Origin of the sequence: Streptomyces sp. RP5T (assembly GCF_003933965.1) — a bacterium.
Lineage (GTDB): Bacteria > Actinomycetota > Actinomycetes > Streptomycetales > Streptomycetaceae > Streptomyces.
Window position 1 is genome coordinate 1 of the sequence record NZ_RSAJ01000099.1, and the last position, 20797, is coordinate 20797.

Sequence of the window (20797 nt, forward strand, 5' to 3'; positions counted from 1 at the left end):
TATAAGAGACAGCCCCGGAACCCGCCGACCGCGAGCCCGCCGCCGTCGCCGAGGTCGTCTCGGCCATGCCCCAGGTGCTCTCCTTCCTCCAGCTGTCCGCCGGGCCCGTCCCCGTCGAGCAGCTCCTGGACCTCCTGGAGCAGCGCGTCATCGAACTGCGCACCGAGCGCTGCGAGATCCCCTACGGTCCGCAGCCGGAGCCCGTGCCGGAGCCCGAGGCGGCCGACGCCCCCCTCGCCCCCCTCCTGGACTGGGCCCTGCGCGCCCTCGCCTCCGTCGGCGCCCTGACCTACGGCGACGGCCAGGCCACCCTCACCCCGCTCGGCAACTGGGCGGTGTGGGTCAAGCTGGAGCAGATCTGCGTCGCCGCCCAGAGCCCCGCAGGCAACATCGAGGTCGCCGCCGAGGAGATGCTGCGCGGCTGTGCCCAGCTGCGCCCCAACGCCGCCCGCGCCGAGTACCGCGCCTGGCTGGCCGCCCGCCCCGTCGGCAGTGCCGTCACCGACCTCCTCGGTGCCGCCCGCGGCGACGACGCCCTGCTGCGCGGCCTCGCCTTCGAGGCGCTGCGGGTCGTCGGCGCCCCCGCCGAGCCCGATGTCCGCTCGGTGGCCGACGAGCCCACCCTGCGGCCGTACGCCCTGCTGTGGCTGGCCGAGCACGACGGGATCGACCCGGAGGACGCCCACGAGGTGCTCACCCGGGAGGAGGCCACCTGGCTGTGGGTCGACACGGCTGCCGCCGTCGCGGACCATGGCGAGGCACCCATGCTGGTGCGGCACCTGGAGTCCGCCCTCCAGCCGACCGTCCCTCAACTGCTCGACGAGGTACGGGCCGTGGGCCACCCGCGCACGGTGCAGGTCCTGGTCGCGCTCGCCGCCGCCCACCCCGACCCGGCCCTCGCGAAGGCCGTCCGCCGCGCCGCCTTCCAGGTGCACACCGGCGGGTGAGTCAGGCGCGCAGCTCCGGCGCGTACGTCCCGAAGCTCCAGATGTTGCCCTCGGCGTCCCGGGCCATGTAGTCCCGGGAGCCGTAGTCCTGGTCCGTCGGAGGCATCAGGATCTCCGCGCCGTGCTCCACTGCGTGCCGGTGGTGTGCGTCGACGTCGTCCACGACCACGTACGTCCCGGCCGGGCCGGCGTCCTTCATCAGCTTGTCGTAGGCGCTGCCGGTGCCCTTCGAACCGAGCATCACCGCGCCGTTGCCCTGCACCAGCTCGGCGTGGGCCACCAGGCCGTCCTCGCTCTCGTGCACGGAGAGCTCCGTGAACCCGAAGACCTCGGTCAGCTGCCTGATCGCCGCTTTCGCGTCCGCGTACAGCAGTGCCGGGTAGATGCTCGGACGCCCACCGCCGGTCCCCGTCATGCCGATCACTCCCTCGTGGCCACATGTGACCAAAGCCGGACATCGATCCGTGGACCAGTCTCGCAGCGGCCACTGACAACCGCCCCCGCACCGGATCCCGGCCCTCACCGGAACGTGTCGCACCGCTCCATCTCGCCGCTCCGGTACCCCTCGCGGAACCACTGCTGCCGCTGCTCGGCCGACCCGTGCGTCCACGACTCCGGGGTCACCCGCCCCTGGAAGCGCTCCTGGATCCGGTCGTCTCCCACGGCCGCCGCCGCGTCCAGACCGTCGGCGATGTCCGCGTCCGTGAGGCTGGTGATGAGCGGCCGGCCCGTCGACTCGTCCTTCGTCGTGGTCGCGTGGCGGGCCCACACCCCGGCGTAGCAGTCCGCCTGGAGCTCCACCCGCACCGCGTTGCTGCCGGCGCCCGTGTGCCCGTCCTGCGACCGGCTCAGCGTGCCCGTCAGGTCCTGCACGTGGTGCCCGTACTCGTGCGCCACCACGTACGCCTGAGCGAAGGGGCCGCCGCTCGCTCCGAACTTCGAGCGCAGCTCGTCGAAGAAGTCGAGGTCGAGGTAGACCTTCCGGTCGCCGGGGCAGTAGAACGGCCCGACCGCCGAGGTCGCCGAGCCGCACGCGGTGCCGACCCGCTCGCGGAACAGGACCGTGGAGGAGCGGGTGTACGTGCCCTCGCGCCGCTCGAACTCCTGGTCCCAGTAGTCCTGCACGCTGTTGACGACCGCCACCGTCCGGCAGTCGTCACGGGTGTTCGCGTCCTGCCCGGTCCGGCAGCTCCGCTCGACCTCGGCGGGACCGGAGGCCGTGGCCGCGGGCTGTCCGCCGCCGTCGGTGAGCCCGAGCTGGTCCGGGCCGACGCCGAGGAAGAGACCGATGAGCAGCACGACCAGCCCGCCGATGCCGCCGCCCACGGTCGCCATCCCGCCTGGGACGCGGCTGCCGCGCACGTCCTGCACCTCGGAGGTGTCCAGCCTGGCATCGTCGTCGAACTGCATACGGACACCGCCCTCAGCGCTCACCGGCCCCCGCAGGGCATCCTCGCCCGGCGGCCCCCCGCCGGCCTCGGGCACCCACCCGAACGAGGGACGGCGACGGGACCGACCGGATACCCGGAGCGAGACCGACCGAACACCCGGACCCAGAAAAAGTGCTTGCACGCCCCCGTTAGACTTGGCCCATGGCCATTCTCCTCGCGCACTAGACGGCGGGAACGTCCTCAGCCGCCCACCCGCCAACCACACATCCGCCCTGGAGTCTGTCCGTGATCTCCGCCTCCGGTATCGAGCTGCGCGCCGGCGCCCGAGTCCTCATCGAGTCCGCCACCTTCCGAGTCGCCAAGGGCGACCGCATCGGCCTGGTCGGCCGCAACGGCGCGGGGAAGACCACCCTCACCAAGTGCCTGGCCGGGGAGGGCATCCCCGCCGCCGGACAGATCACCCGCTCGGGCGAGGTCGGCTACCTCCCCCAGGACCCGCGCACCGGCGACCTCGACGTGCTCGCCCGCGACCGCATCCTGTCCGCGCGCGGCCTCGACGTCCTGCTGAAGAAGATGCGCGACAACGAACAGCGCATCGCGAGCGGCCAGGGCGCCACCCGGGAGAAGGCGCTGCGGCAGTACGAGCGCCAGGAGACGGAGTTCCTCACCAAGGGCGGGTACGCCGCCGAGGCCGAGGCCGCCACCATCGCCGCCGCGCTGAACCTCCCGGACCGGGTGCTGGGCCAGCCCCTGCACACCCTCTCCGGTGGCCAGCGCCGTCGTATCGAACTGGCCCGGATCCTGTTCTCCGACGCCGACACCCTGCTTCTCGACGAGCCGACCAACCACCTCGACGCCGACTCGATCATCTGGCTGCGCGACTACCTCAAGACCTACCGCGGCGGCTTCATCGTGATCTCCCACGACGTCGACCTGGTCGAGACGGTCGTCAACAAGGTGTTCTACCTGGACGCCAACCGCGCCCAGATCGACGTCTACAACATGGGCTGGAAGCTCTACCAGCAGCAGCGCGAGGCCGACGAGAAGCGCAGGAAGCGCGAGCGGCAGAACGCCGAGAAGAAGGCCGCCGCCCTGCACTCGCAGGCCGACAAGATGCGCGCCAAGGCCACCAAGACGGTCGCCGCGCAGAACATGGCCAAGCGCGCCGACAAGCTCCTGTCCGGCCTGGAGGCGGTGCGCCAGCAGGACAAGGTCGCCAAGCTGCGCTTCCCCGAGCCCGCGCCCTGCGGCAAGACCCCGCTGATGGCGGAGGGTCTGTCGAAGTCGTACGGCTCGCTGGAGATCTTCACCGACGTCGACCTGGCCATCGACAAGGGCTCCCGTGTGGTCATCCTCGGCCTCAACGGCGCGGGCAAGACGACCCTGCTGCGCCTGCTCGCCGGGACCGAGCAGCCGGACACCGGCGCGGTCGTGCCCGGTCACGGCCTCAAGCTCGGCTACTACGCCCAGGAGCACGAGACGCTCGACCCCGAGCGCACGGTCCTGGAGAACATGCGCTCGGCGGCGCCCGACCTCGACCTCGTCGAGGTGCGCAAGACGCTCGGGTCGTTCCTGTTCTCCGGCGACGACGTCGACAAGCCGGCCGGGGTCCTCTCCGGCGGTGAGAAGACCCGGCTGGCGCTCGCCACCCTGGTCGTCTCCTCGGCGAACGTCCTGCTCCTCGACGAGCCCACCAACAACCTCGACCCGGCCAGCCGCGAGGAGATCCTCGGCGCCCTGCGCACCTACAAGGGCGCGGTCGTCCTGGTCACCCACGACGAGGGCGCCGTCGAGGCGCTCCAGCCGGAGCGGATCATCCTGCTGCCCGACGGCGTCGAGGACCTGTGGGGCGCCGACTACGCGGATCTCGTCGCGCTCGCCTGACCCCCAGCGCCGCTTGATCGAATGCGTGATCAACGGCGTATGGATCATTCGGCCCACCGGTGATCCATCATCTGTGTGAGATCTCCTCGTACCGAGGTGTGTCCTACATCGATTTCACGGCCGAGTCCTCTATTGCCGGGGGCTCGGCCGTCGTACGTCTCTGACCTGGCACTTCACAAAGGAACCCGTTCGGCGGTACGAACGCGCCCGTGTGGAATCACAGATTCCGCTTGTGGGGACTCGCTCCTGTCGTCAAAACCGTGTCTCACGGACCTTGCCGAATGGGTGGCCATGAACGCCCGGAGGGGTGATCATGAGAGAACCAGAGCGCACTTCCCATGAGGAGGCACGGGTGGCCGAGACTCTGAAGAAGGGCAGCCGGGTGACCGGCGCCGCGCGCGACAAGCTCGCGGCAGACCTGAAGAAGAAGTACGACTCCGGTGCGAGCATTCGGGCACTGGCCGAGGAAACCGGCCGCTCGTATGGCTTCGTGCACCGGATGCTCAGCGAATCGGGCGTCACGCTTCGTGGGCGTGGCGGAGCGACGCGGGGCAAGAAGGCCGCATCGTCCTGACCGGGCGGCCCATCGGCTTCGATGGTGACCACCCGGTCGGTCGGACGGTCGACCGGGTGGTTACTGTGCAGTCACTTAGCATCGCTCTGCTGACCGCACGCATCGGAGGCGCCCCATGGCTACGTCCAGCCAGGACGGCCAGGAATCAGTTCCCCTGCTCGACAAGGACGGCGTACGGCTCACCGTCGAGGACACCCTCGCCACGGTGACGCTGACCAACCCCGCCAAGCGCAACGCCCAGAGCCCCGCTCTGTGGCGCGCGCTCGCCGAGGCGGGTCGGCTGGTGCCGGGCTCCGTCCGGGTCGTGGTGCTGCGCGGCGAGGGCAAGTCCTTCTCCGCGGGGCTCGACCGCCAGATGTTCACGCCCGAGGGGATCGAGGGCGAGCCGTCGTTCATCGACCTCGCCCGCAGTGGTGACGCCGAACTCGACGCCGCCATCGCGGAGTTCCAGGAGGGCTTCACCTGGTGGCGGCGCAGTGACGTCGTGTCCATCGCCGCCGTGCAGGGACACGCCATCGGAGCGGGCTTCCAGCTGGCCCTCGCCTGTGACTTGCGTGTCGTCGCCGACGACGTGCAGTTCGCCATGCGCGAGACCAGCCTCGGCCTGGTCCCCGACCTCACCGGCACCCACCCCCTGGTGGGCCTCGTCGGCTACGCCCGGGCGCTGGAGATCTGCGCCACCGGGCGCTTCGTCCTGGCCGAGGAAGCCGTGAACAGCGGCCTCGCCAACATCGCCGTACCCCTGGACCAGCTCGACGCTGCGGTACGCGACCTCGCCGCCGCACTCCTCGCCGCCCCCCGCGACGCGGTCATCGAGACCAAGGCGCTGCTGCGCGGCGCCCAGGACCGCACCTACGACGAGCAGCGCGGCGCCGAGCGCGCGGCCCAGACCCGCCGACTGCGGGACCTCGCCGGGGTGGGCGACTAGGGCTGCCCTAGCCCCCCACGGCCGTCACCAGCACGGCCACCGTCGGGGCGTCCGGCAGTGCCGCTCCTACGGCGGCGCGGACCTCCCGGGCCACGTCCACGGTCCGGCGGTCCGCGCCCACCGCCAGTTCCACGCGGACATGGCGGCGCGGCAGCGAGCCGTCCCCGGTCGGTCGGTCCTCGATGTGCACCGGCCGGCCCAGCACCCCGGTCAGCCGGGCCACCCCGGGGACCGCCAGCGCGGCGAGGGCCGCGAGGGTCTCGTCCCCCGCCCCCGCCTCCGCGGCACGCGGCGGCTCGGCCACCCGTACGGAGGAACGCTCCGCTTCCTCCTCCAGCAGGGCCGTCACCCGCAGATCCACCTCACCGAGCTCCAGCCCCAGCCGCCCGGCCGCGGCCCCGGCGAGCACCGTGCGCAGCCGTTCCGCCGTCGCCGGCAGCGGCTCCGCGGGCGTCGCCTCGAACTCCGCCCCGAGCCGCAGCGGACCGGGCGGCAGCGCGCTCGGCGGCGACGGTACGGCGGGCTCGTGCGCCTCCTCGGGGAGGGCCGGCCCGATGCGCACCGCGCCCAGCCGCACCCCCGGAAGGTCTGCGACGGCGGCCCGCAGCACCCCGAGGGCCGCCTCCTCGGAGATCCACGCGCCGTCGCGCGGCCCGCCCAGGGGCAGCAGTCTGCCCAGGCCCAGCTGATGACGCACCGTCCGTGCCCACTGCTCCGCCGTCATTCCTCCAGCCTGCCGCATCTCCGGCGCGCGATCGCGCCACCGCGCTTACGGTGGTCGAAGGAGGACGAGCGAAAGGGGTGACGGCGATGACCGACATGACGCAGAACACCGAGGTCGATCCGCAGCCGCGGAAGACCACCAAGCGCGGCGGCGGCGACCCGGCGACCCGCGGGCGGACCACCATCGCCGACGGGGTCGTGGAGAAGATCGCCGGACTCGCGGCACGGGACGTCCTCGGCGTCCACGCCATGGGCAGCGGGCTCAGCCGCACCTTCGGGGCCGTGCGCGACCGGGTGCCCGGCGGTTCGAAGTCCGTCACCCGCGGGGTCAAGGCCGAGGTCGGCGAGGTGCAGACCGCGCTCGACCTGGAGATCGTCGTCGACTACGGCGTCTCGATCGCGGACGTGGCCAAGGCCGTGCGGGAGAACGTGGTGAGCGCGGTGGAGCGGATGACCGGCCTCGAAGTCGTCGAGGTCAACATCGCGGTGAGCGACGTGAAGCTGCCCGACGAGGAGGACGAGGAGCCGGAGCCCCGGATCCAGTAGCCCCAGCCCCAGCCACAGCGGGACCTTGAGGAGCGCACGATGAGCATGGCCGTGGTCGGCATGATCGCCGGCATGGCGCTGGGCTTCGCCGGGTACTTCGGCGGATTCGGTGCCTTCCTGCTGGTGGCGGCGCTGGGCGCCGTCGGCTTCGTCGCCGGCCGGTTCCTGGAGGGGGACCTGGACTTCGGCGACTTCTTCCGCACCCGTGACGACCGGCGCGACCGACGGCGATGACCGCCGTGAGCAGTGAGGCCGGCGAGACGGACGGCCTGCGCAGACCCATGGCCGCCACCGCCGTCCCGCCCGGCGAACGCGGCGCGACGAGAATCGCCGACCGCGTGGTCGCGAAGGTCGCGGGACAGGCGGCCCGTGAGGCGCTCGGAGCGCTCCCCGCCGCCGCCCAGCCGCCGTACGCCACCGTCGTCGTCCACCACGAGACGGCCCGCGTCCGTATGCACCTCGAACTCGCCTACCCCGTCGACATCGGCGCGCGTTGCCGCGAGGTGCGTCAGCATGTGGTCGAGCGGGTAGGCGCGTTGGTGGGCATGGAGGTGTCGGAGGTCGCCGTCCAGGTGGAGCGGCTGCATCCGGCACAGGCGCACGGCGCGGCACAGGGGAGGACGCGATGAGCGAGCCCCAGGGCTCCGAAGGCACGACACAACGACTGCCGGTCATCGAGCGGACGGCGGAGGCGGACCGGCACGACCAGTCCGCGTCGGAGGCCGCCTACGGACCACCACCGGCCCCGGCGGCCGAGGCGGACGGCGGCGGACGCCGCTTCTGGTCGGCGCGCAGGATCCCCGCCGGCATCGTCGCCCTGCTGCTCCTGCTCCTCGCGGGCTTCTTCCTGTACGACATCGTGTCCGTCCGGGCCGGCCGGCCGGCCATGCACTGGCGCCGCGAGCTCTCCCAGCAGCTCGCCGAACGTCCCCTGGACGACACCTGGGTCCTGGTCGGCGCCGGTGTCGCCGCGGCCCTGGGGCTGTGGCTGATTGTCCTGGCCCTGACACCGGGTCTGCGCCGTGTCCTGCCGATGAGCCGCACCCACCCCGATGTCCGGGCGGGCCTCCACCGGGACGCGGCCGCCCTGGTCCTGCGCGACCGGGCCATGGAGGTGGCCGGCGTCCAGTCCGCACGCGTACGCATGAGGCGCAGGAAGGCCGACGTCCGCGCGGTCTCCCACTTCCGCGAACTGGACGACGTCCGCGCCGACCTGGACGTGACCCTCGCCGAGGCGATCAGGGGACTGGGCCTGGCCCGGCCCCCCGCCGTGTCGGTGCACGTGGCGCGGACCACCCGGAAGAAGGGCTGAGGCCGATGCTCAGGACCGTCAACCGTGTACTGACCGGCCTGGTGGGCCTGGTACTGCTCGTCGTCGGCGGCTCGGTGCTCGCCGTCGGCCTCGGCTTCGACCCGCCCTCCTGGTGGATCCACGACAGCAGCAAGGACGTCCTGCTGAGCGACGCGGAGCGCACCCGCTGGGAGGACGAGAGCTGGTGGTGGCCCACGGTCATCGCCGCACTGGCGCTCGTGCTGCTGCTGACCCTGTGGTGGCTGACGGCGGTCCTGCGCAGGCGCCGGCTCACGGAGGTGCGCGTCAACACCGGCGACGGCGAAGGCGCGCTCCTGAGGGGCCGCGCCCTGGAGGGCGTACTGGAGGGCGAGGCGGCCGAGTTGGACGGTGTCCACCGGGCCCACGCCCACCTGACCGGCCGCCCGGACGCTCCCAGGACCCGCGTGCGGCTCCTGCTGGAACCCCACGTGGACCCGGGAACCGCCCTGCACCACCTGACGACCGAGGCCCTGGCCCATGCCCGCAACTCCGCGGGCCTCGACTCCCTTCCGGCCGAGGTCCGCCTGACCGGTGCCAAGCACAAGGCGGAAAGGGTCAGTTGACGTTCGCAGGGTTCTCAGGGGCGCGAACAGCCCCTACGCGCGCGCCTCAGAACCCGTGCCGCATGCCCCCGTCGACGGGCAGCATGACCCCGGTCAGATAGGAAGCGGCCGGCGACAGGAAGAAGGCGGCGGCCCGCCCGAACTCCTGCGGTGTCCCGTACCGCCGCAGCGGGATCCGGGACTCGTTCGCGGCCCGGGTGGCCTCGGGATCGGCCGACATCGCGTCCAGCTCCCGCACGCGATCCGTGTCGATCCGCGACGGCAGCAGCCCGACGACCCGGATGCCCCGCGGCCCGAGCTCGTCCGCGAGGGACTTCGCGAACCCGGCGAGACCGGGCCGCAGCCCGTTGGAGATGGTCAGCCCCGGAAGCGGCTCGTGCACGGACGCGGACAGCACGAACCCGATCACGCCCCCGGCCTCCAGCTCCGCCGCGGCCGCCCGGGCCAGCCGGACCGCCCCGAGGAACACGGACTCGAAGGCCGACTGCCACTGCTCGTCCGTGTTGTCGGCGACGAAGCCGGGCGCGGGCCCGCCCACGCTGATCAGCACCCCGTCGAAGCCGCCGAAACGCTCCCGCGCGGCGGCGATGAGCCGTTCGGCGGCCGACGGATCGGCGTTGTCGACGGCCAGGCCCACGGCGTTCGGCCCCAACTCCGCCGCCGCGGCCTGCGCCCGCTGCTCGTCCCGACCGGTCACCACGACCTTCGCCCCGTCCGCGACCAGCTCACGCGCGGCCGCGTTGCCCAGCCCGCGGGTCGCTCCGGTGACCACGTACACACGGTCCTTCAGTCCAAGATCCATGGCCCCTATCCTGCCTCCTCGCCCCCGAACAGCGTGAGGGCGGTGGTCACCAGACCGATGTGGCTGAAGGCCTGCGGGAAGTTGCCGAGCTGGGCCCCGGCCACGGGGTCGTACTCCTCGGACAGCAGCCCCACGTCGTTGGCCAGCCCCAGCAGACGCTCGAAGAGGTCCCGCGCCTCCTTCGTACGGCCGGTCATGTGGAGCGCGTCGGCGAGCCAGAACGAGCACACCAGGAAGGCGCCTTCGCCGCCGGGCAGCCCGTCGACGGAGGTCTCCTCGGCGCTGTACCGCCGTACCAGCCCGTCGTGGTCCAGCTCCGCGCGGATCGCGTCGACGGTGCCGACGACACGGGGGTCGTCGGGCGGCAGGAAGCCGGTGCGCGGGATCAGCAGCAGGGACGCGTCCAGTTCGCGCGAGCCGTAGTACTGGGTGAAGGTGTTGCGTCCGGGGTCGTAGCCCCTCTCGCAGACCTCGCGGTGCACCTCGTCGCGCAGCGCGCGCCAGCCCTCCAGGTCGCCGGTGAGATCCGGCAGGTCCTCCAGGGTGCGCACCGCGCGGTCGGCGGCCACCCAGGCCATGACCTTCGAGTGGACGAAGTCGCGGCGGCCGCCGCGCACCTCCCAGATCCCCTCGTCCGGCTGCCGCCAGGAGGACCGCAGGAAGTCCAGCAGGACCCTTTGCAGGGACCACATGTGCGGCGTCGCGGGCAGGCCCGCCCGCCGGGCCAGCGACAGCGAGTCCATGACCTCGCCGTACACGTCCAGCTGGAGCTGCTTCACCGCCTCGTTGCCGATGCGGACCGGCTGGGAGCCGCCGAAGCCGGACAGCCACGGCAGCTCGAACTCGGGCAGCCGCCGCTCGCCCGCGACGCCGTACATGATCTGGAGGTCCGCCGGGTCGCCGGCGACCGCGCGCAGCAGCCAGTTCCGCCACGCCTCGGCCTCCTCCAGATAACCGCACTGCACGAGCGCGGCCAGGGTGAGGGTGGAGTCGCGCAGCCAGCAGTAGCGGTAGTCCCAGTTGCGCACCCCGCCCATCTCCTCCGGCAGCGAGGTGGTGGCCGCGGCCACGATGCCGCCGGTCGGCCGGTAGGTGAGCGCCTTCAGGGTGATCAGGGAACGGAGCACGGCGTCCCGGTGCGGACCGTCGTAGCGGCACCGCGCCGACCACTCCTGCCAGTCGGCCACGCTGCTCTCCAGCGCCTCGAAGGGGTCGGTCAGCGCGGGACGCGGCTCGTGCGAGGGATGCCAGGTCAGGACGAACGCGACCTGCTCACCCGGCCCGACGGTGAACTCCGAGTGCGTCCCGAAGAGCTCGCCCCAGGTGCGCACCGGGGGCTCGCTGCGCAGCCACGTCGAGTCGGGGCCCGCGACGGCCACCCGGTGCCCGTCGGACCTGCGCACCCACGGCACGACCGAGCCGTACTCGAAGCGCAGCCGGAGCGTGCTGCGCACGGTGACCCGGCCGCGCAGCCCCTCCACGACCCGTACGACGTCGGGGGCGACATCGCGCTGCGGCATCAGATCGGTGACGCGCACCGCGCCCTCGTCGGTCTCCCACTCGGTGTCCAGGACGAGGGTGCCGGGGCGGTAGGCGCGGCGCGTGCAGCGGTCCGCGCCCGTGGGGGCGATCCGCCAGTGGCCGTTCTCCTCGTCCCCGAGCAGCCGCGCGAAGCAGGCGGCCGAGTCGAAGCGGGGCAGGCACAGCCAGTCCACTGAGCCGTCCCTGCCGACCAGCGCGGCGGTCTGTTCGTCGCCGATGAGGGCGTAGTCCTCGATACGGGGGTGCACGCAGTGCGGTTTCCCGTCGGGCCGGAGGGGCAATCAGGGGTGCGGCCGGGGGAGTGACGCCGCCGTGCCCGTCCCGGTGTGGGAGAAGATCACCCCCGGGTGCGCCGGGGTCTGGTTCAGCACCCACAGTCCGATCAGTGTCGCCAGCGCGAAGACGACGGCGACGAGGACGGTGAGGACGAGCCGGCGGCGGCGTTCCCGGCGCAGCCACTCGCCGCGTGCCGTGCGGTAGGCGTCGGGCGCCGCGTGCACCCCGCCCGCCAGCGCGGCGAGGGCCTCCTGGAGCTCCCGCGCGGTGCGCGTCTCGGTCGTGTCCCGGTGTGTCATCGCCGGGCCTCCATCGCCTGGGTCAGGGCGGCCAGGCCGCGTGCCGTGTGCGTCTTGACGGAGCCGCAGGAGATCCCCATCGCCGAGGCGATCTCGCTCTCCTTCAGCCCGAGCCAGTGCCTGAGCACCAGCGCCTCGCGCTGCCGGGCGGGCAGCTGCTGGAGCGCGTCGATGAGGACGCGCTGGTCGTCGTGGAGGAGCGCGGTGCTCTCCGCGGAGGCGACCAGTTCGGTGGGCGGTGCCTCGACGTGCCGGCGCGCCACCTGGAGGTGCCGTATCCGCATCCGGGTCAGATTGCAGACCGTGGAGCGCAGATAGGCCTCCGCCGCCTCGGTGTCCCGCAGGCGCCGCCACTTCCGGTAGATCTGGTAGTAGGCCTCGGCGACCACGTTCTCCGGGTCGTCGGCGCCGAGCAGCACGGCGAGGCGGAGCATCGAGGCGTAGTGCAGCTCGAACAGATGGGCCACGCCGGCCTCGCGCTCCAGCTCGGCGGGGTCGGCCGCCGCGGGGGCGAGCGGGACGGGCACCGGGGTGCCGTGTCTCAGGTGCTGTCTCACGGGGTGTTCGCTCCCGTCTCGGGGCGCCGCCTGACGGTCAGGCGCGACGGTAGGTCGGTGAGGTCGGCGCCGCGCGGCACGCCGAGCCGTTCGAGGGCGGCGGTCCCGGCGAGGGCGACGGTCAGGTTGAGCAGGAGGGCGACGAGACCGGCGTAGATCCGGAAGGGGCCGGCCCCGATCGTCGAGAACCCCTCGTGGACGACGAGGAAGGTGCCGCAGACCATGCCCGCCGCCCATCCGGCGAGCAGCGCCCGCGGATGCAGCCGCCCGGTGAACAGGCCCACGGCGACGGCCGGGAAGATCTGCAGGATCCAGACCCCGCCGAGCAGCTGGAGGTTGACGGCGTCCTGGTCGCGCAGCCCGAACACGAACGCCACCGCACCCACCTTCGCTGTCAGCGACACCGCCTTGGCGATCCGCACCTGGCGTTTCGGCGTGGCCGTCGGGTGCACGTACTCGACGTAGACATTGCGGACGAAGCTGGTGGCCGCCGCGATCGACATCACCGCGGCCGGGACCAGTGCCCCCACCGTGATCGCGCCGAACACCAGTCCGGCCAGCGGCCCCGGCATCAGCCGGTCCACCAGCATCGGTACGGCCGTCTCGGCGCCGCCCTCCGGTGCCCGCACCCCGGCCGCGAGCGCCGCGATCCCGAGGAACCCGAAGAGCGCGAGCAGCCCCGTCCAGGCGGGCAGGGCGACCGCGACCTTGCGCAGGGTGCGGGGGCCGTCGGCGGCGAAACCGGCGGTCAGGACGTGTGGGTACATCAGCAGCGCGAGCGCGGAGCCGAGGGCGAGGGTGGCGTAGGCGGGCTGCTGGTCGGGGGTCAGGAGCAGGGCCGGGCCGCCCAGGCGCTCGGCGGCCCCGTCGAACACCGCGCCCGGACCGCCGAGCCGCTCCAGGACCAGCCAGGTCACGGCGGTGAGCGAGACGAACACGGCGACCGCCTTCAGTGCGGAGATCACGGTCGGCGCCCGCAGCCCGTGCCGGTAGGTGGCCACCGCGAGCCCGGCGAACAGCGCCACCATCACCAGATCGCCGGTCGCGCCCCGTGGATACACGCCCCCGGCGGTCAGCACGGCCCGTATCCCCAGCAGTTGCAGTGCCAGATACGGCATCGTCGCCAGGATCCCGGTCAGCGCGACCACCAGGGCCAGCGGCGCCGAGCCGTAGCGGCCGCGCACGAAGTCGGCGGCGGTGATGTAGCCGTGCCTGCGGGCCACCTCGCCCAGGCGGCTGAGCAGCACGAAGGCGATCGGGCAGACGATCACCGTGTACGGCACCGCGAAGAAGGCGGCCCCGCCGTTGCCGTACGCGAGGCCCGGTACCGCGGTGAAGGTGTACGCGGTGAAGATCGTGCCGCCCAGCAGCAGCCAGGTCCACACCGGCCCGAGACTGCGGTCGGCCAGGGCCCAGCCCTCCAGGGACGGCAGCCGGTCGCTGGGGCGCAGCCGGCGCGCGGTCACGGCGAGCAGCGACGCCCCGCCGATCACGGCGAGGAACGTCGCGGTCATGGCGTGGTCGGCCATGGTCACCGTCCTTGGTGTGCCCCGTGCAGGTGCGCGGGGGTGGCTGTGCCCTCGCGCATAAGTTGCGCGGGCCCCCGGTTCGGATGACGGACATCGGCGGGAAATCTCCCCGGAATTCGCTGTCAACCGTCCGCGGGAGGTGGGCAACTCTTGCACAGACCCACAGCGACGGGGAGAGGAGCGCAGGTCATGGCACGGACCGGTCATCACCGGCTACGGCGCGTCGCGATCGCCGTACTGCTTCTCGCACCCGCCGCGGGCCTGCTGTGGGTCCCGATGTACGCCGGTGCGGAGCCGCGTCTCGCGGGCACGCCGTTCTTCTACTGGTACCAGCTCGCCTGGGTGCCGGGGTGCGGACTGTGCCTGCTCGCCGCGTACGCCCTGTCCCGCCCACATCGCCGCTGAGCCCTTCTGATCTCGCACCGCTCTTGGTGAGGAGCCGCCATGCCCGAAACCGTCCTTCAGCCTGCCCTTGAGGCGCCTGGAAAATCCCGTAAGTCACCCCGCTCGATCCTTCTGTGGGCCGTCGTCGCGCTGCTCGGCGGCGTCGCCTGGGGCGTGCTCGCGCTGGCCCGGGGCGAGGAGATCTCCGCGGTCTGGCTGGTCGTCGCCGCGCTCGGCTCGTATGCGATCGCCTACCGCTTCTACTCCCGCTTCATCGCCCGCCGCGTCCTGGAACCGGACGACCGCCGTGCCACCCCGGCCGAACGCCTGGAGGACGGCGTCGACTTCCACCCCACCGACAGGCGCGTGCTCCTCGGCCACCACTTCGCGGCGATCGCGGGCGCCGGACCGCTGGTCGGCCCGGTGCTGGCGGCCCAGATGGGCTATCTGCCGGGCACGCTGTGGATCGTCGCCGGAGTGATCTTCGCGGGCGCCGTGCAGGACATGGTGGTCCTCTTCCTGTCCATGCGCCGGGACGGCAAGTCGCTCGGGCAGATGGCCCGCGACGAGATCGGCCGGGCGGGCGGCGCCGCCGCGCTGGTCGCCGTCTTCGCCATCATGATCATCCTGCTGGGCGTGCTGGCCCTGGTCGTGGTCAACGCCCTCGCGCACTCCCCGTGGGGCACCTTCTCCGTCGCGATGACCATCCCGATCGCCCTGTTCATGGGCTTCTGGATGCACCGCGTCCGCCCCGGCCGGGTCGTGGAGACCAGCCTCATCGGCATCGCCCTGCTGCTGCTCGCGATCGTCGGCGGCAGCTGGGTCCAGAACTCCTCGCTCGCCTCCACGTTCACCCTCAGCCCGACCACCCTGGTCCTCTGCCTGGTCGGCTACGGCTTCGTGGCGTCCGTCCTCCCGGTCTGGATGCTGCTGGCCCCCCGTGACTACCTCTCCACCTTCATGAAGATCGGCACCATCGCGCTGCTCGCGGTGGGGGTCGTGGTGGCCGCCCCGGTGCTGCGCGCGGACGCCGTCACGGACTTCGCCTCGTCCGGGGCGGGCCCGGTCTTCGCCGGCTCGCTCTTCCCCTTCCTGTTCATCACCATCGCCTGCGGCGCGCTGTCCGGCTTCCACGCCCTGGTCTCCTCCGGTACGACACCGAAGCTGATCCGCAAGGAGTCGCAGGTCCGGCTCATCGGGTACGGCGCCATGCTGATGGAGTCGTTCGTCGCGATCATGGCGCTGATCGCCGCGGCCACCCTGGAGCCCGGCCTGTACTACGCGATGAACGCCCCGGCGGGACTGCTGGGGGACACGGCGCAGTCGGCGTCGCACGCGGTGGCCGGACTGGGCTTCACCATCACGCCCGACCAGCTGATCCAGGCCGCGAAGGCGGTCGAGGAACAGTCGCTGATCGCCCGCTCCGGCGGCGCACCGACCCTCGCGGTCGGTATGTCGGAGATCTTCTCGGGGGTGTTCGGCGGTACGGCCATGAAGGCCTTCTGGTACCACTTCGCGATCATGTTCGAGGCGCTGTTCATCCTGACGACGGTGGACGCGGGCACCCGGGTCGGGCGCTTCATGCTCCAGGACATGCTCGGCAACGTCTGGAAGCCGGTCGGCCGGGTCAACTGGAAGCCCGGGATCTGGCTGTGCAGCGCCCTGGTCGTGGCGGCCTGGGGCTACTTCCTCCACACCGGCGCCACAGACCCGCTCGGCGGGATCAACCAGCTCTTCCCGCTCTTCGGCATCGCGAACCAGCTGCTGGCCGCCATCGCGCTGGCGGTGTGCACCACGGTTCTGGTGAAGTCCGGGAAGCTGCGCTGGGCCTGGGTGACCGGGGTGCCGCTGGCCTGGGTGGTCGCGATCACCTTCACGGCGGGCTGGCAGAAGATCTTCTCCGGCGATCCGCGCGTCGGCTTCTTCGCCCAGCGCGCCAAGTACGCGGACGGCATCGACGCGGGCCAGGTGATCGCGCCCGCCAAGTCCCTGGACGACATGCACGCGGTGGTGACCAACTCCACGGTCGACGGGGTGCTGATCGCCGTGTTCCTGGTGCTGGTGGCAGTCGTGATCGTCAACGCGGGCGTGGTCTGCGTGCGGGCGGTCCGGGCGCCGGGGGTACTGCCGGCGTCGGAGTCGCCGTACGTCGAGTCGCGACTCGACGTTCCCGGACAGGCCGGCGAGGAGCTGGTGGGAGCGCGCTCGTGACGGTGGCGGTGGCGGCAACAGTGGCCGCGACCGCTCGGCGCTGGGTGCGGGGTGTGCGGTGGTATCTGCGGGAGCTGACCGGGGAGGCGGAGTACGACCGCTACCGCGAGCGGCAACTGCGCCACCGGCCCCTCGCCCCCGTACCGACCCGGCGGGAGTACGAGGTGCTGCGCGCGCGGCATCGGGAGGTTCATCCGCAGGGGCGGTGCTGTTGAGTCGTCGCGGGTGCGGGTGCGGGTGCGGGTGCGGGTGCGGGTGCGGGTGCCGGTGCTGCTGTCGCCGCCGCTCGGCGCTCGCCGCTTGTTGCCGCTGTCGCTGTGCATCGCGGGGCGGGCCTGGTGCCCGCCCCGTACACCCTCCAGATACCCCGGGACCGACATGCTCCGACGCCGTCGTCACGCCCTGCTGGTCCGCCCCGCCCTCGACGACGACGCCCTGCACGCGACGCTGACCGAGCTGCGTCCCACGCTGCAGTCGCACGGGCTCGGCGCGAGTTCCAGCCGCCCGCCCTGGCAGCCGGTCTCCGCGCTGCTGCGGGACACGGGGAGGGACTGGGACCGCCGGTGGCACCGGATGTCCGTGCTCGCGGGCGGGCTGCCGGTCGCGGTATGCGAGCGGTGGAGGGCGGAACGGCCCGGTGACGCGGACGCGCTGGTGCTGTGGGCCTGTGTCCGCAGCGCACGGTGGACTTCCGCCGAGGGCCGGGCCGCCGCCCAGGACGCCGAACGGGCGTGTCTGCGGGCCGCCGAGGCCTGCCCCGAGGATCCGACACCCTGGCTGGCGCTCCTGGGGCTGATGCAGTCCCTCGCGGTGCCGGCCCGGGACGCCGTGCCCGTGTGGACCGAGGCCGTCACCCGGGCGCCGTGGCACCGGGGCGCCTACCACCGGCTGCTGGGCTGTCTGTCGCCGCGCGGGCAGGGCTCGGTCGCCGACATGATGGACTTCGCCGCACACGGTGCCGCCCGCGCTCCGTACGGCTCACCGCTCGCCCTGCTCCCGGTGGCGGCCCGCGTCGAACTCGTCGCCCACCGCAGGCGGCAGATGCCCCTCGGAGCGGACAGCCACTGGAACGAGCCCCGGGCCGACGCCGAGATCGAGTCGGCCCTGAGCGGCTGGTTCCACACCGGGGCCGCGCCGCACGCCGAGGCAGTCGCCGATCTCAACCTGCTGGCCTTCGCCCTCGTCCGCAGGCACCGTCCGGCCGACGCGGCACCCGTGTTCCGGCGGATCGGCCGCCATATGACCCCGTATCCGTGGGGACTGCTGCCCGAGCCGGAGCGCACGTTCCTCTACTGGCGGGACCGTACGTGAGGCGTGAAGTGCGGGGGTGTGTCAGACCGCGGCCGGTTCCGCCTCCGCGGCGCTGCCCTGTTCCGCCTTCTCCCGGCGGTCCCGCACCTCACGTCGCACCAGGACCACCCACCCGATCGGCACCCCCACGGAGAACAGCCACCACTGGATCGCGTAGGCGTAGTTCAGCGCGGCGTCCTCCTTGCCGGGATTGGCGCCGATCTGTTCGGGGCTGTCGCCCTTCGGCTCGGGAGCCGTCTGGGCGATGTAGCCGCCGAGCACCGTCCTGCGCAGCCGCTCGGCCTCCTGCTCGCTGTTGATCAGCATGACCTGCCGGTCCGGCAGCCCCTTGAGGTTCTTGATGCCGCTCGCCGCGGTCGTCTCGTCGGGCATCAGCCGCCCGGTGACGGTGATCTCGCCCTTCGGGGGAGCGGGGATCTTCGGGAACACGGTCTGGCTTGGACCGTTCGCGGGGATCCAGCCCCGGTTGACCAGCAGCACCTTGCCGTCGGCGAGCACGAAGGGGGTCAGGACGTGGTAGCCGACCTCGTCGTCGGAGTTGGTGCGGCGCCGGACGACGACCTCGTCGTCGGTGTCGAAGTGCCCCTTCGCGGTCACGCTGCGGTACCGGTCGTGGGTGGTGACCGTGTGTCCCGGCGAGGTCATCCGCTCCACGGGCACCGGCTTCGCGGACAGCGCCTCGGAGACCAGGTGGTTGCGGGCGGTGCGCTCCTCGTAGCGGTGCATCTGCCAGATGCCCAGCCTGATCATCGTGGGGATGAGGAGCAGGGCGACCAGTGTGAGGATCACCCACTGCCGGGACAACAGGAAGCGGTACACCCCACGACCGTACAACTCGGACCGCGGGGGGTTCCCACAGGGGGGCGTCCGATTCTGTCGTCCGACCTCATCGGCCGTCCCCACCCGGCCGGGCGGTGCCGGCTTGCGGGGGCCGGCCGCGCCGCTGACGATTCGGCGTATGACACGTTGCGAAGTGTGCGGGAACGATTACGAGCTGGCCTTCACCGTCGAGACCCGGGACGGGGCACGCCACGTCTTCGACTCGTTCGCCTGCGCGATCCACCGCATGGCCCCCATCTGCGAGCACTGCCGGGTGCAGATCATCGGCCAGGGTGTCGAGGCGGACGGTCACTGGTTCTGCGGCGCGCACTGTGCCCGCGCGGAGGGCAAGGTCGGCATCGTGGACAAGATCGGCTCCGCCTTGTGACCCCGGCCCGGCTGTGACGGCGGGTGCGTCCGCGGCACTCGCCGGGAAACGGGCGCTGCCGGTGGCCGGGAGCCCCTTGCTGCCGGTGGCTTACGGCCATCCCCCCGACGCCGGTTCCACATCCCGCAGAAGCTGCCCGAAGGCCGCCTCGTCGACGACCGGTGTGCCGAACTGCCGGGCCTTGACCACCTTGGACGTGCCCGAGTCCGGGTCGTTGGTGACGAGCAGGCTGGTCAGCCGGGAGATGCTGGTGGCCACGTGCAGCCCGGCCTCGATCGCCCGGTCCTCCAGGAGGTCGCGCTCGGTCGAGGTGTCTCCGGAGAAGGCGATCCGCATGCCCTGTTTGAGTGGTTTGCCGTCCTCGTACCGCCCCGGGTTGGGGTAGGGGCACGCGGGCCGCTTGCGCGTGGGCCGCCAACTGGTGGGCCGGTAGCCGCCGTAGCCCGCCGACTGCCGGGGCACCGCCCGGTCCGTCCACTCGGTCAGCGGCCGGCACTCGTGCAGCGGCAGCCGCACGCTTCGCGCGGCGGCGGCCCGCAGACTCGGCCGGAACGCCTCCGCGAGCACGCGCGCGTCGTCGAGGGCGTGGTGGGCCCGCTGCTGGACGACGCCGAAGTGGGCCGCCAGCGACTCCAGTTTGTGGTTGGGCAGCGGCAGATCGAGCTCCTTCGACAGGACGATGGTGCACAGCCGCTGACTCACCGGCGCCACCCGGCCCGCGCGCGCGTACTCGCGGGCGATCATCTGCCAGTCGAACACGGCGTTGTGCGCGACGAGGACGCGGCCGTCCAGACGGGCCGAGAACTCGTCGGCGATGTCCTGGAAGAGAGGCGCGCCTTTCAGCACCGCGCTCGTCAGCCCGTGGATCCACACGGGGCCCGGGTCGCGCTCCGGGTTGACCAGCGTGTACCAGTGGTCCTCGACCTCGCCGCGGGCGTCAAGTCGGTAGACGGCCGCGGAGATTATCCGGTCGTCGCGGGCCAGGCCGGTGGTCTCCACGTCGACGACCGCGTATCCCTGCGGATACGCGGCCGGCCACGCTGTGGGGGAGGACGCTGCGGTCGTCTGGTCTTCGAGCATGGTTCACGAGGATACGGGCCACGACTGACAGTCCCTCACAGTGGCGTCGGTGCCCGGCTCGCGAGCCCGGGGTGCGATCCTCCGGGGGTGACCGAAGAGGGTATGAGTGGACCGGCGCACGACGAGGCGCACGGCGGCGGGCTCGGCACCCGTCTCAACTGGCTGCGCGCGGCGGTCCTCGGCGCGAACGACGGCATCGTCTCCACGGCGGGCCTCGTCGTCGGCGTGGCCGGCGCGACGAGCGACCGCGCGGCCTTGCTGACGGCGGGTCTGGCGGGTCTGCTGGCCGGCTCGATGTCCATGGCGGCCGGTGAGTACGTCTCGGTGTCCACCCAGCGCGACTCCGAGAAGGCGGCGCTGGCCATGGAGAAGCGCGAGCTTCGCGAACAGCCCGAGGCGGAGCTGGCGGAGTTGACGGAGCTTCTGGAGGCACGGGGCCTGTCCCGTGACGTGGCCCGTGAGGCGGCGGAACAGCTCACGGAACGCGACGCGCTCCGGGCGCACGCACGCGTGGAGCTCGGCATCGACCCGGACGAGCTGACCAACCCCTGGCACGCGGCCTGGGCGAGCTTCCTGGCGTTCACGGTGGGGGCGCTGCTGCCCCTGCTCGCCATCGTGCTGCCGCCGTCGGGCTGGCGGGTGCCGGTCACCGTCGTGTCGGTGGTGGCGGCCCTGGTGCTGACCGGGTGGAGCAGTGCGCGGCTGGGGGC

The 20797-nt window shown here is 72.5% G+C and carries 24 protein-coding genes and 1 pseudogene; 15 read left to right on the top strand and 10 right to left on the bottom strand.

Features of this window, described 5'->3' with window-relative positions; all coding sequences use genetic code 11:
* Nucleotides 1-14: 14 nt before the first annotated feature.
* Nucleotides 15-947, top strand: a pseudogene (locus EHS43_RS13480) (hypothetical protein); the annotation flags it as partial.
* A gap of 1 nt (nt 948) precedes the next feature.
* Here the strand turns inward: EHS43_RS13480 and EHS43_RS13485 are convergent.
* Nucleotides 949-1362: a VOC family protein gene (locus EHS43_RS13485; RefSeq protein WP_125191003.1), complete on the bottom strand. Its 414-nt coding sequence runs from the start codon at nt 1360-1362 to the stop codon at nt 949-951.
* Between the two features lie 104 nt (nt 1363-1466).
* Nucleotides 1467-2357, bottom strand: a complete 891-nt coding sequence (locus tag EHS43_RS13490; protein WP_125191004.1) for a neutral zinc metallopeptidase — start codon at nt 2355-2357, stop codon at nt 1467-1469.
* Nucleotides 2358-2623: 266 nt separating this feature from the next.
* Between EHS43_RS13490 and EHS43_RS13495 the strand changes: the two genes are divergently transcribed.
* The 3 genes from EHS43_RS13495 (at nt 2624) to EHS43_RS13505 (ending at nt 5724) form a co-directional block, all read left to right on the top strand.
* Nucleotides 2624-4222 carry an ABC-F family ATP-binding cassette domain-containing protein gene (locus EHS43_RS13495; RefSeq protein WP_125191005.1) on the top strand — a complete coding sequence of 533 codons (1599 nt, stop codon included), beginning with the start codon at nt 2624-2626 and terminating at the stop codon, nt 4220-4222.
* 352 nt (nt 4223-4574) lie between these two features.
* The gene (locus EHS43_RS13500; protein ID WP_004002281.1) at nt 4575-4796 is read left to right on the top strand and encodes a helix-turn-helix domain-containing protein; all 222 of its coding nucleotides are present in this window, start codon (nt 4575-4577) and stop codon (nt 4794-4796) included.
* A 115-nt stretch (nt 4797-4911) separates the two neighbouring features.
* Complete coding sequence (locus tag EHS43_RS13505; RefSeq protein WP_125191006.1) at nt 4912-5724, top strand: enoyl-CoA hydratase/isomerase family protein; 813 nt, start codon at nt 4912-4914, stop codon at nt 5722-5724.
* Between the two features lie 7 nt (nt 5725-5731).
* On the opposite strand, the gene EHS43_RS13510 is transcribed toward EHS43_RS13505, so the two are convergent.
* On the bottom strand, nt 5732-6448 hold the full coding sequence (locus EHS43_RS13510) for a nucleopolyhedrovirus P10 family protein (protein ID WP_125191007.1): 717 nt from the start codon (nt 6446-6448) through the stop codon (nt 5732-5734).
* Between the two features lie 86 nt (nt 6449-6534).
* Here EHS43_RS13510 and EHS43_RS13515 point away from each other — a divergent pair, with 86 nt between their 5' ends.
* From EHS43_RS13515 to amaP, 5 genes are read left to right on the top strand one after another with little or no spacing between them, the layout of a single operon-like run.
* Nucleotides 6535-6993, top strand: a complete 459-nt coding sequence (locus EHS43_RS13515) for an Asp23/Gls24 family envelope stress response protein (protein WP_125191008.1) — start codon at nt 6535-6537, stop codon at nt 6991-6993.
* Between the two features lie 39 nt (nt 6994-7032).
* Complete coding sequence (locus EHS43_RS13520; RefSeq protein WP_125191009.1) at nt 7033-7227, top strand: hypothetical protein; 195 nt, start codon at nt 7033-7035, stop codon at nt 7225-7227.
* Nucleotides 7224-7622, top strand: coding sequence for an Asp23/Gls24 family envelope stress response protein (locus EHS43_RS13525; protein ID WP_125191010.1), 399 nt, complete (start codon nt 7224-7226; stop codon nt 7620-7622). Before EHS43_RS13520 ends, EHS43_RS13525 begins: the two co-directional genes overlap by 4 nt.
* Nucleotides 7619-8305: a DUF6286 domain-containing protein gene (locus EHS43_RS13530; protein ID WP_125191011.1), complete on the top strand. Its 687-nt coding sequence runs from the start codon at nt 7619-7621 to the stop codon at nt 8303-8305. Before EHS43_RS13525 ends, EHS43_RS13530 begins: the two co-directional genes overlap by 4 nt.
* 5 nt (nt 8306-8310) lie before the next feature.
* A complete protein-coding gene (gene amaP, locus EHS43_RS13535; protein WP_125191012.1) occupies nt 8311-8889 on the top strand; it encodes an alkaline shock response membrane anchor protein AmaP in 579 nt (192 codons plus the stop codon).
* 46 nt (nt 8890-8935) lie between these two features.
* Here the strand turns inward: amaP and EHS43_RS13540 are convergent, their stop codons facing one another.
* Genes EHS43_RS13540 through EHS43_RS13560 form a run of 5 tightly spaced genes read right to left on the bottom strand, consistent with a single transcriptional unit; the run spans nt 8936 to nt 13894 of the window.
* Nucleotides 8936-9691 carry an SDR family oxidoreductase gene (locus EHS43_RS13540; protein ID WP_125191013.1) on the bottom strand — a complete coding sequence of 252 codons (756 nt, stop codon included), beginning with the start codon at nt 9689-9691 and terminating at the stop codon, nt 8936-8938.
* Nucleotides 9692-9696: 5 nt separating this feature from the next.
* A complete protein-coding gene (locus EHS43_RS13545; protein WP_125191014.1) occupies nt 9697-11481 on the bottom strand; it encodes a glycoside hydrolase family 15 protein in 1785 nt (594 codons plus the stop codon).
* Between the two features lie 33 nt (nt 11482-11514).
* Nucleotides 11515-11808: a hypothetical protein gene (locus EHS43_RS13550; RefSeq protein ID WP_125191015.1), complete on the bottom strand. Its 294-nt coding sequence runs from the start codon at nt 11806-11808 to the stop codon at nt 11515-11517.
* A complete protein-coding gene (locus tag EHS43_RS13555; protein WP_125191016.1) occupies nt 11805-12365 on the bottom strand; it encodes a sigma-70 family RNA polymerase sigma factor in 561 nt (186 codons plus the stop codon). The genes EHS43_RS13550 and EHS43_RS13555 overlap by 4 nt, the downstream gene beginning before the upstream one ends.
* Nucleotides 12362-13894: a sodium:solute symporter gene (locus EHS43_RS13560; RefSeq protein WP_125191017.1), complete on the bottom strand. Its 1533-nt coding sequence runs from the start codon at nt 13892-13894 to the stop codon at nt 12362-12364. Before EHS43_RS13560 ends, EHS43_RS13555 begins: the two co-directional genes overlap by 4 nt.
* A gap of 189 nt (nt 13895-14083) precedes the next feature.
* Between EHS43_RS13560 and EHS43_RS13565 the strand changes: the two genes are divergently transcribed.
* From EHS43_RS13565 to EHS43_RS13580, 4 genes are all read left to right on the top strand, one after another.
* Entirely contained in the window at nt 14084-14299 is a 216-nt protein-coding gene (locus tag EHS43_RS13565) for a DUF3311 domain-containing protein (RefSeq protein ID WP_125191018.1), read from the top strand.
* A gap of 39 nt (nt 14300-14338) precedes the next feature.
* A complete protein-coding gene (locus tag EHS43_RS13570; RefSeq protein ID WP_125191019.1) occupies nt 14339-16489 on the top strand; it encodes a carbon starvation CstA family protein in 2151 nt (716 codons plus the stop codon).
* A gap of 2 nt (nt 16490-16491) precedes the next feature.
* On the top strand, nt 16492-16704 hold the full coding sequence (locus EHS43_RS13575) for a YbdD/YjiX family protein (protein WP_260470522.1): 213 nt from the start codon (nt 16492-16494) through the stop codon (nt 16702-16704).
* A gap of 163 nt (nt 16705-16867) precedes the next feature.
* On the top strand, nt 16868-17800 hold the full coding sequence (locus EHS43_RS13580) for a hypothetical protein (protein WP_125191020.1): 933 nt from the start codon (nt 16868-16870) through the stop codon (nt 17798-17800).
* Nucleotides 17801-17821: 21 nt separating this feature from the next.
* Here the strand turns inward: EHS43_RS13580 and EHS43_RS13585 are convergent, their stop codons facing one another.
* Nucleotides 17822-18619: an SURF1 family protein gene (locus EHS43_RS13585; RefSeq protein WP_125191021.1), complete on the bottom strand. Its 798-nt coding sequence runs from the start codon at nt 18617-18619 to the stop codon at nt 17822-17824.
* A 139-nt stretch (nt 18620-18758) separates the two neighbouring features.
* On the opposite strand from EHS43_RS13585, the gene EHS43_RS13590 reads away from it, so the two are divergent.
* Nucleotides 18759-19007 (top strand): hypothetical protein, encoded by a 249-nt coding sequence (locus EHS43_RS13590; RefSeq protein WP_125191022.1) that lies wholly within the window; start codon nt 18759-18761, stop codon nt 19005-19007.
* 90 nt (nt 19008-19097) lie between these two features.
* On the opposite strand, the gene EHS43_RS13595 is transcribed toward EHS43_RS13590, so the two are convergent.
* Nucleotides 19098-20087 carry a DEDDh family exonuclease gene (locus EHS43_RS13595; RefSeq protein ID WP_125191023.1) on the bottom strand — a complete coding sequence of 330 codons (990 nt, stop codon included), beginning with the start codon at nt 20085-20087 and terminating at the stop codon, nt 19098-19100.
* A gap of 102 nt (nt 20088-20189) precedes the next feature.
* On the opposite strand from EHS43_RS13595, the gene EHS43_RS13600 reads away from it, so the two are divergent.
* Nucleotides 20190-20797, top strand: a 608-nt coding sequence (locus EHS43_RS13600; protein WP_148104041.1) for a VIT family protein, incomplete at its 3' end; no start/stop codon positions are given.

Excerpts from the sequence above, each read along its gene's own strand:
- EHS43_RS13525 (WP_125191010.1), top strand. The coding sequence starts at position 7,224 with ATGACCGCCGTGAGCAGTGAGGCCGGCGAGACGGACGGCCTGCGCAGA.
- EHS43_RS13595 (WP_125191023.1), bottom strand. The coding sequence starts at position 20,087 with ATGCTCGAAGACCAGACGACCGCAGCGTCCTCCCCCACAGCGTGGCCG.
- EHS43_RS13505 (WP_125191006.1), top strand. The coding sequence starts at position 4,912 with ATGGCTACGTCCAGCCAGGACGGCCAGGAATCAGTTCCCCTGCTCGAC.
- EHS43_RS13530 (WP_125191011.1), top strand. The coding sequence starts at position 7,619 with ATGAGCGAGCCCCAGGGCTCCGAAGGCACGACACAACGACTGCCGGTC.
- EHS43_RS13570 (WP_125191019.1), top strand. The coding sequence starts at position 14,339 with ATGCCCGAAACCGTCCTTCAGCCTGCCCTTGAGGCGCCTGGAAAATCC.
- EHS43_RS13510 (WP_125191007.1), bottom strand. The coding sequence starts at position 6,448 with ATGACGGCGGAGCAGTGGGCACGGACGGTGCGTCATCAGCTGGGCCTG.
- EHS43_RS13520 (WP_125191009.1), top strand. The coding sequence starts at position 7,033 with ATGAGCATGGCCGTGGTCGGCATGATCGCCGGCATGGCGCTGGGCTTC.
- EHS43_RS13550 (WP_125191015.1), bottom strand. The coding sequence starts at position 11,808 with ATGACACACCGGGACACGACCGAGACGCGCACCGCGCGGGAGCTCCAG.
- EHS43_RS13590 (WP_125191022.1), top strand. The coding sequence starts at position 18,759 with ATGACACGTTGCGAAGTGTGCGGGAACGATTACGAGCTGGCCTTCACC.
- EHS43_RS13490 (WP_125191004.1), bottom strand. The coding sequence starts at position 2,357 with ATGCAGTTCGACGACGATGCCAGGCTGGACACCTCCGAGGTGCAGGAC.
- EHS43_RS13560 (WP_125191017.1), bottom strand. The coding sequence starts at position 13,894 with ATGGCCGACCACGCCATGACCGCGACGTTCCTCGCCGTGATCGGCGGG.
- amaP (WP_125191012.1), top strand. The coding sequence starts at position 8,311 with ATGCTCAGGACCGTCAACCGTGTACTGACCGGCCTGGTGGGCCTGGTA.
- EHS43_RS13485 (WP_125191003.1), bottom strand. The coding sequence starts at position 1,362 with ATGACGGGGACCGGCGGTGGGCGTCCGAGCATCTACCCGGCACTGCTG.
- EHS43_RS13540 (WP_125191013.1), bottom strand. The coding sequence starts at position 9,691 with ATGGATCTTGGACTGAAGGACCGTGTGTACGTGGTCACCGGAGCGACC.
- EHS43_RS13580 (WP_125191020.1), top strand. The coding sequence starts at position 16,868 with ATGCTCCGACGCCGTCGTCACGCCCTGCTGGTCCGCCCCGCCCTCGAC.
- EHS43_RS13565 (WP_125191018.1), top strand. The coding sequence starts at position 14,084 with ATGGCACGGACCGGTCATCACCGGCTACGGCGCGTCGCGATCGCCGTA.
- EHS43_RS13515 (WP_125191008.1), top strand. The coding sequence starts at position 6,535 with ATGACCGACATGACGCAGAACACCGAGGTCGATCCGCAGCCGCGGAAG.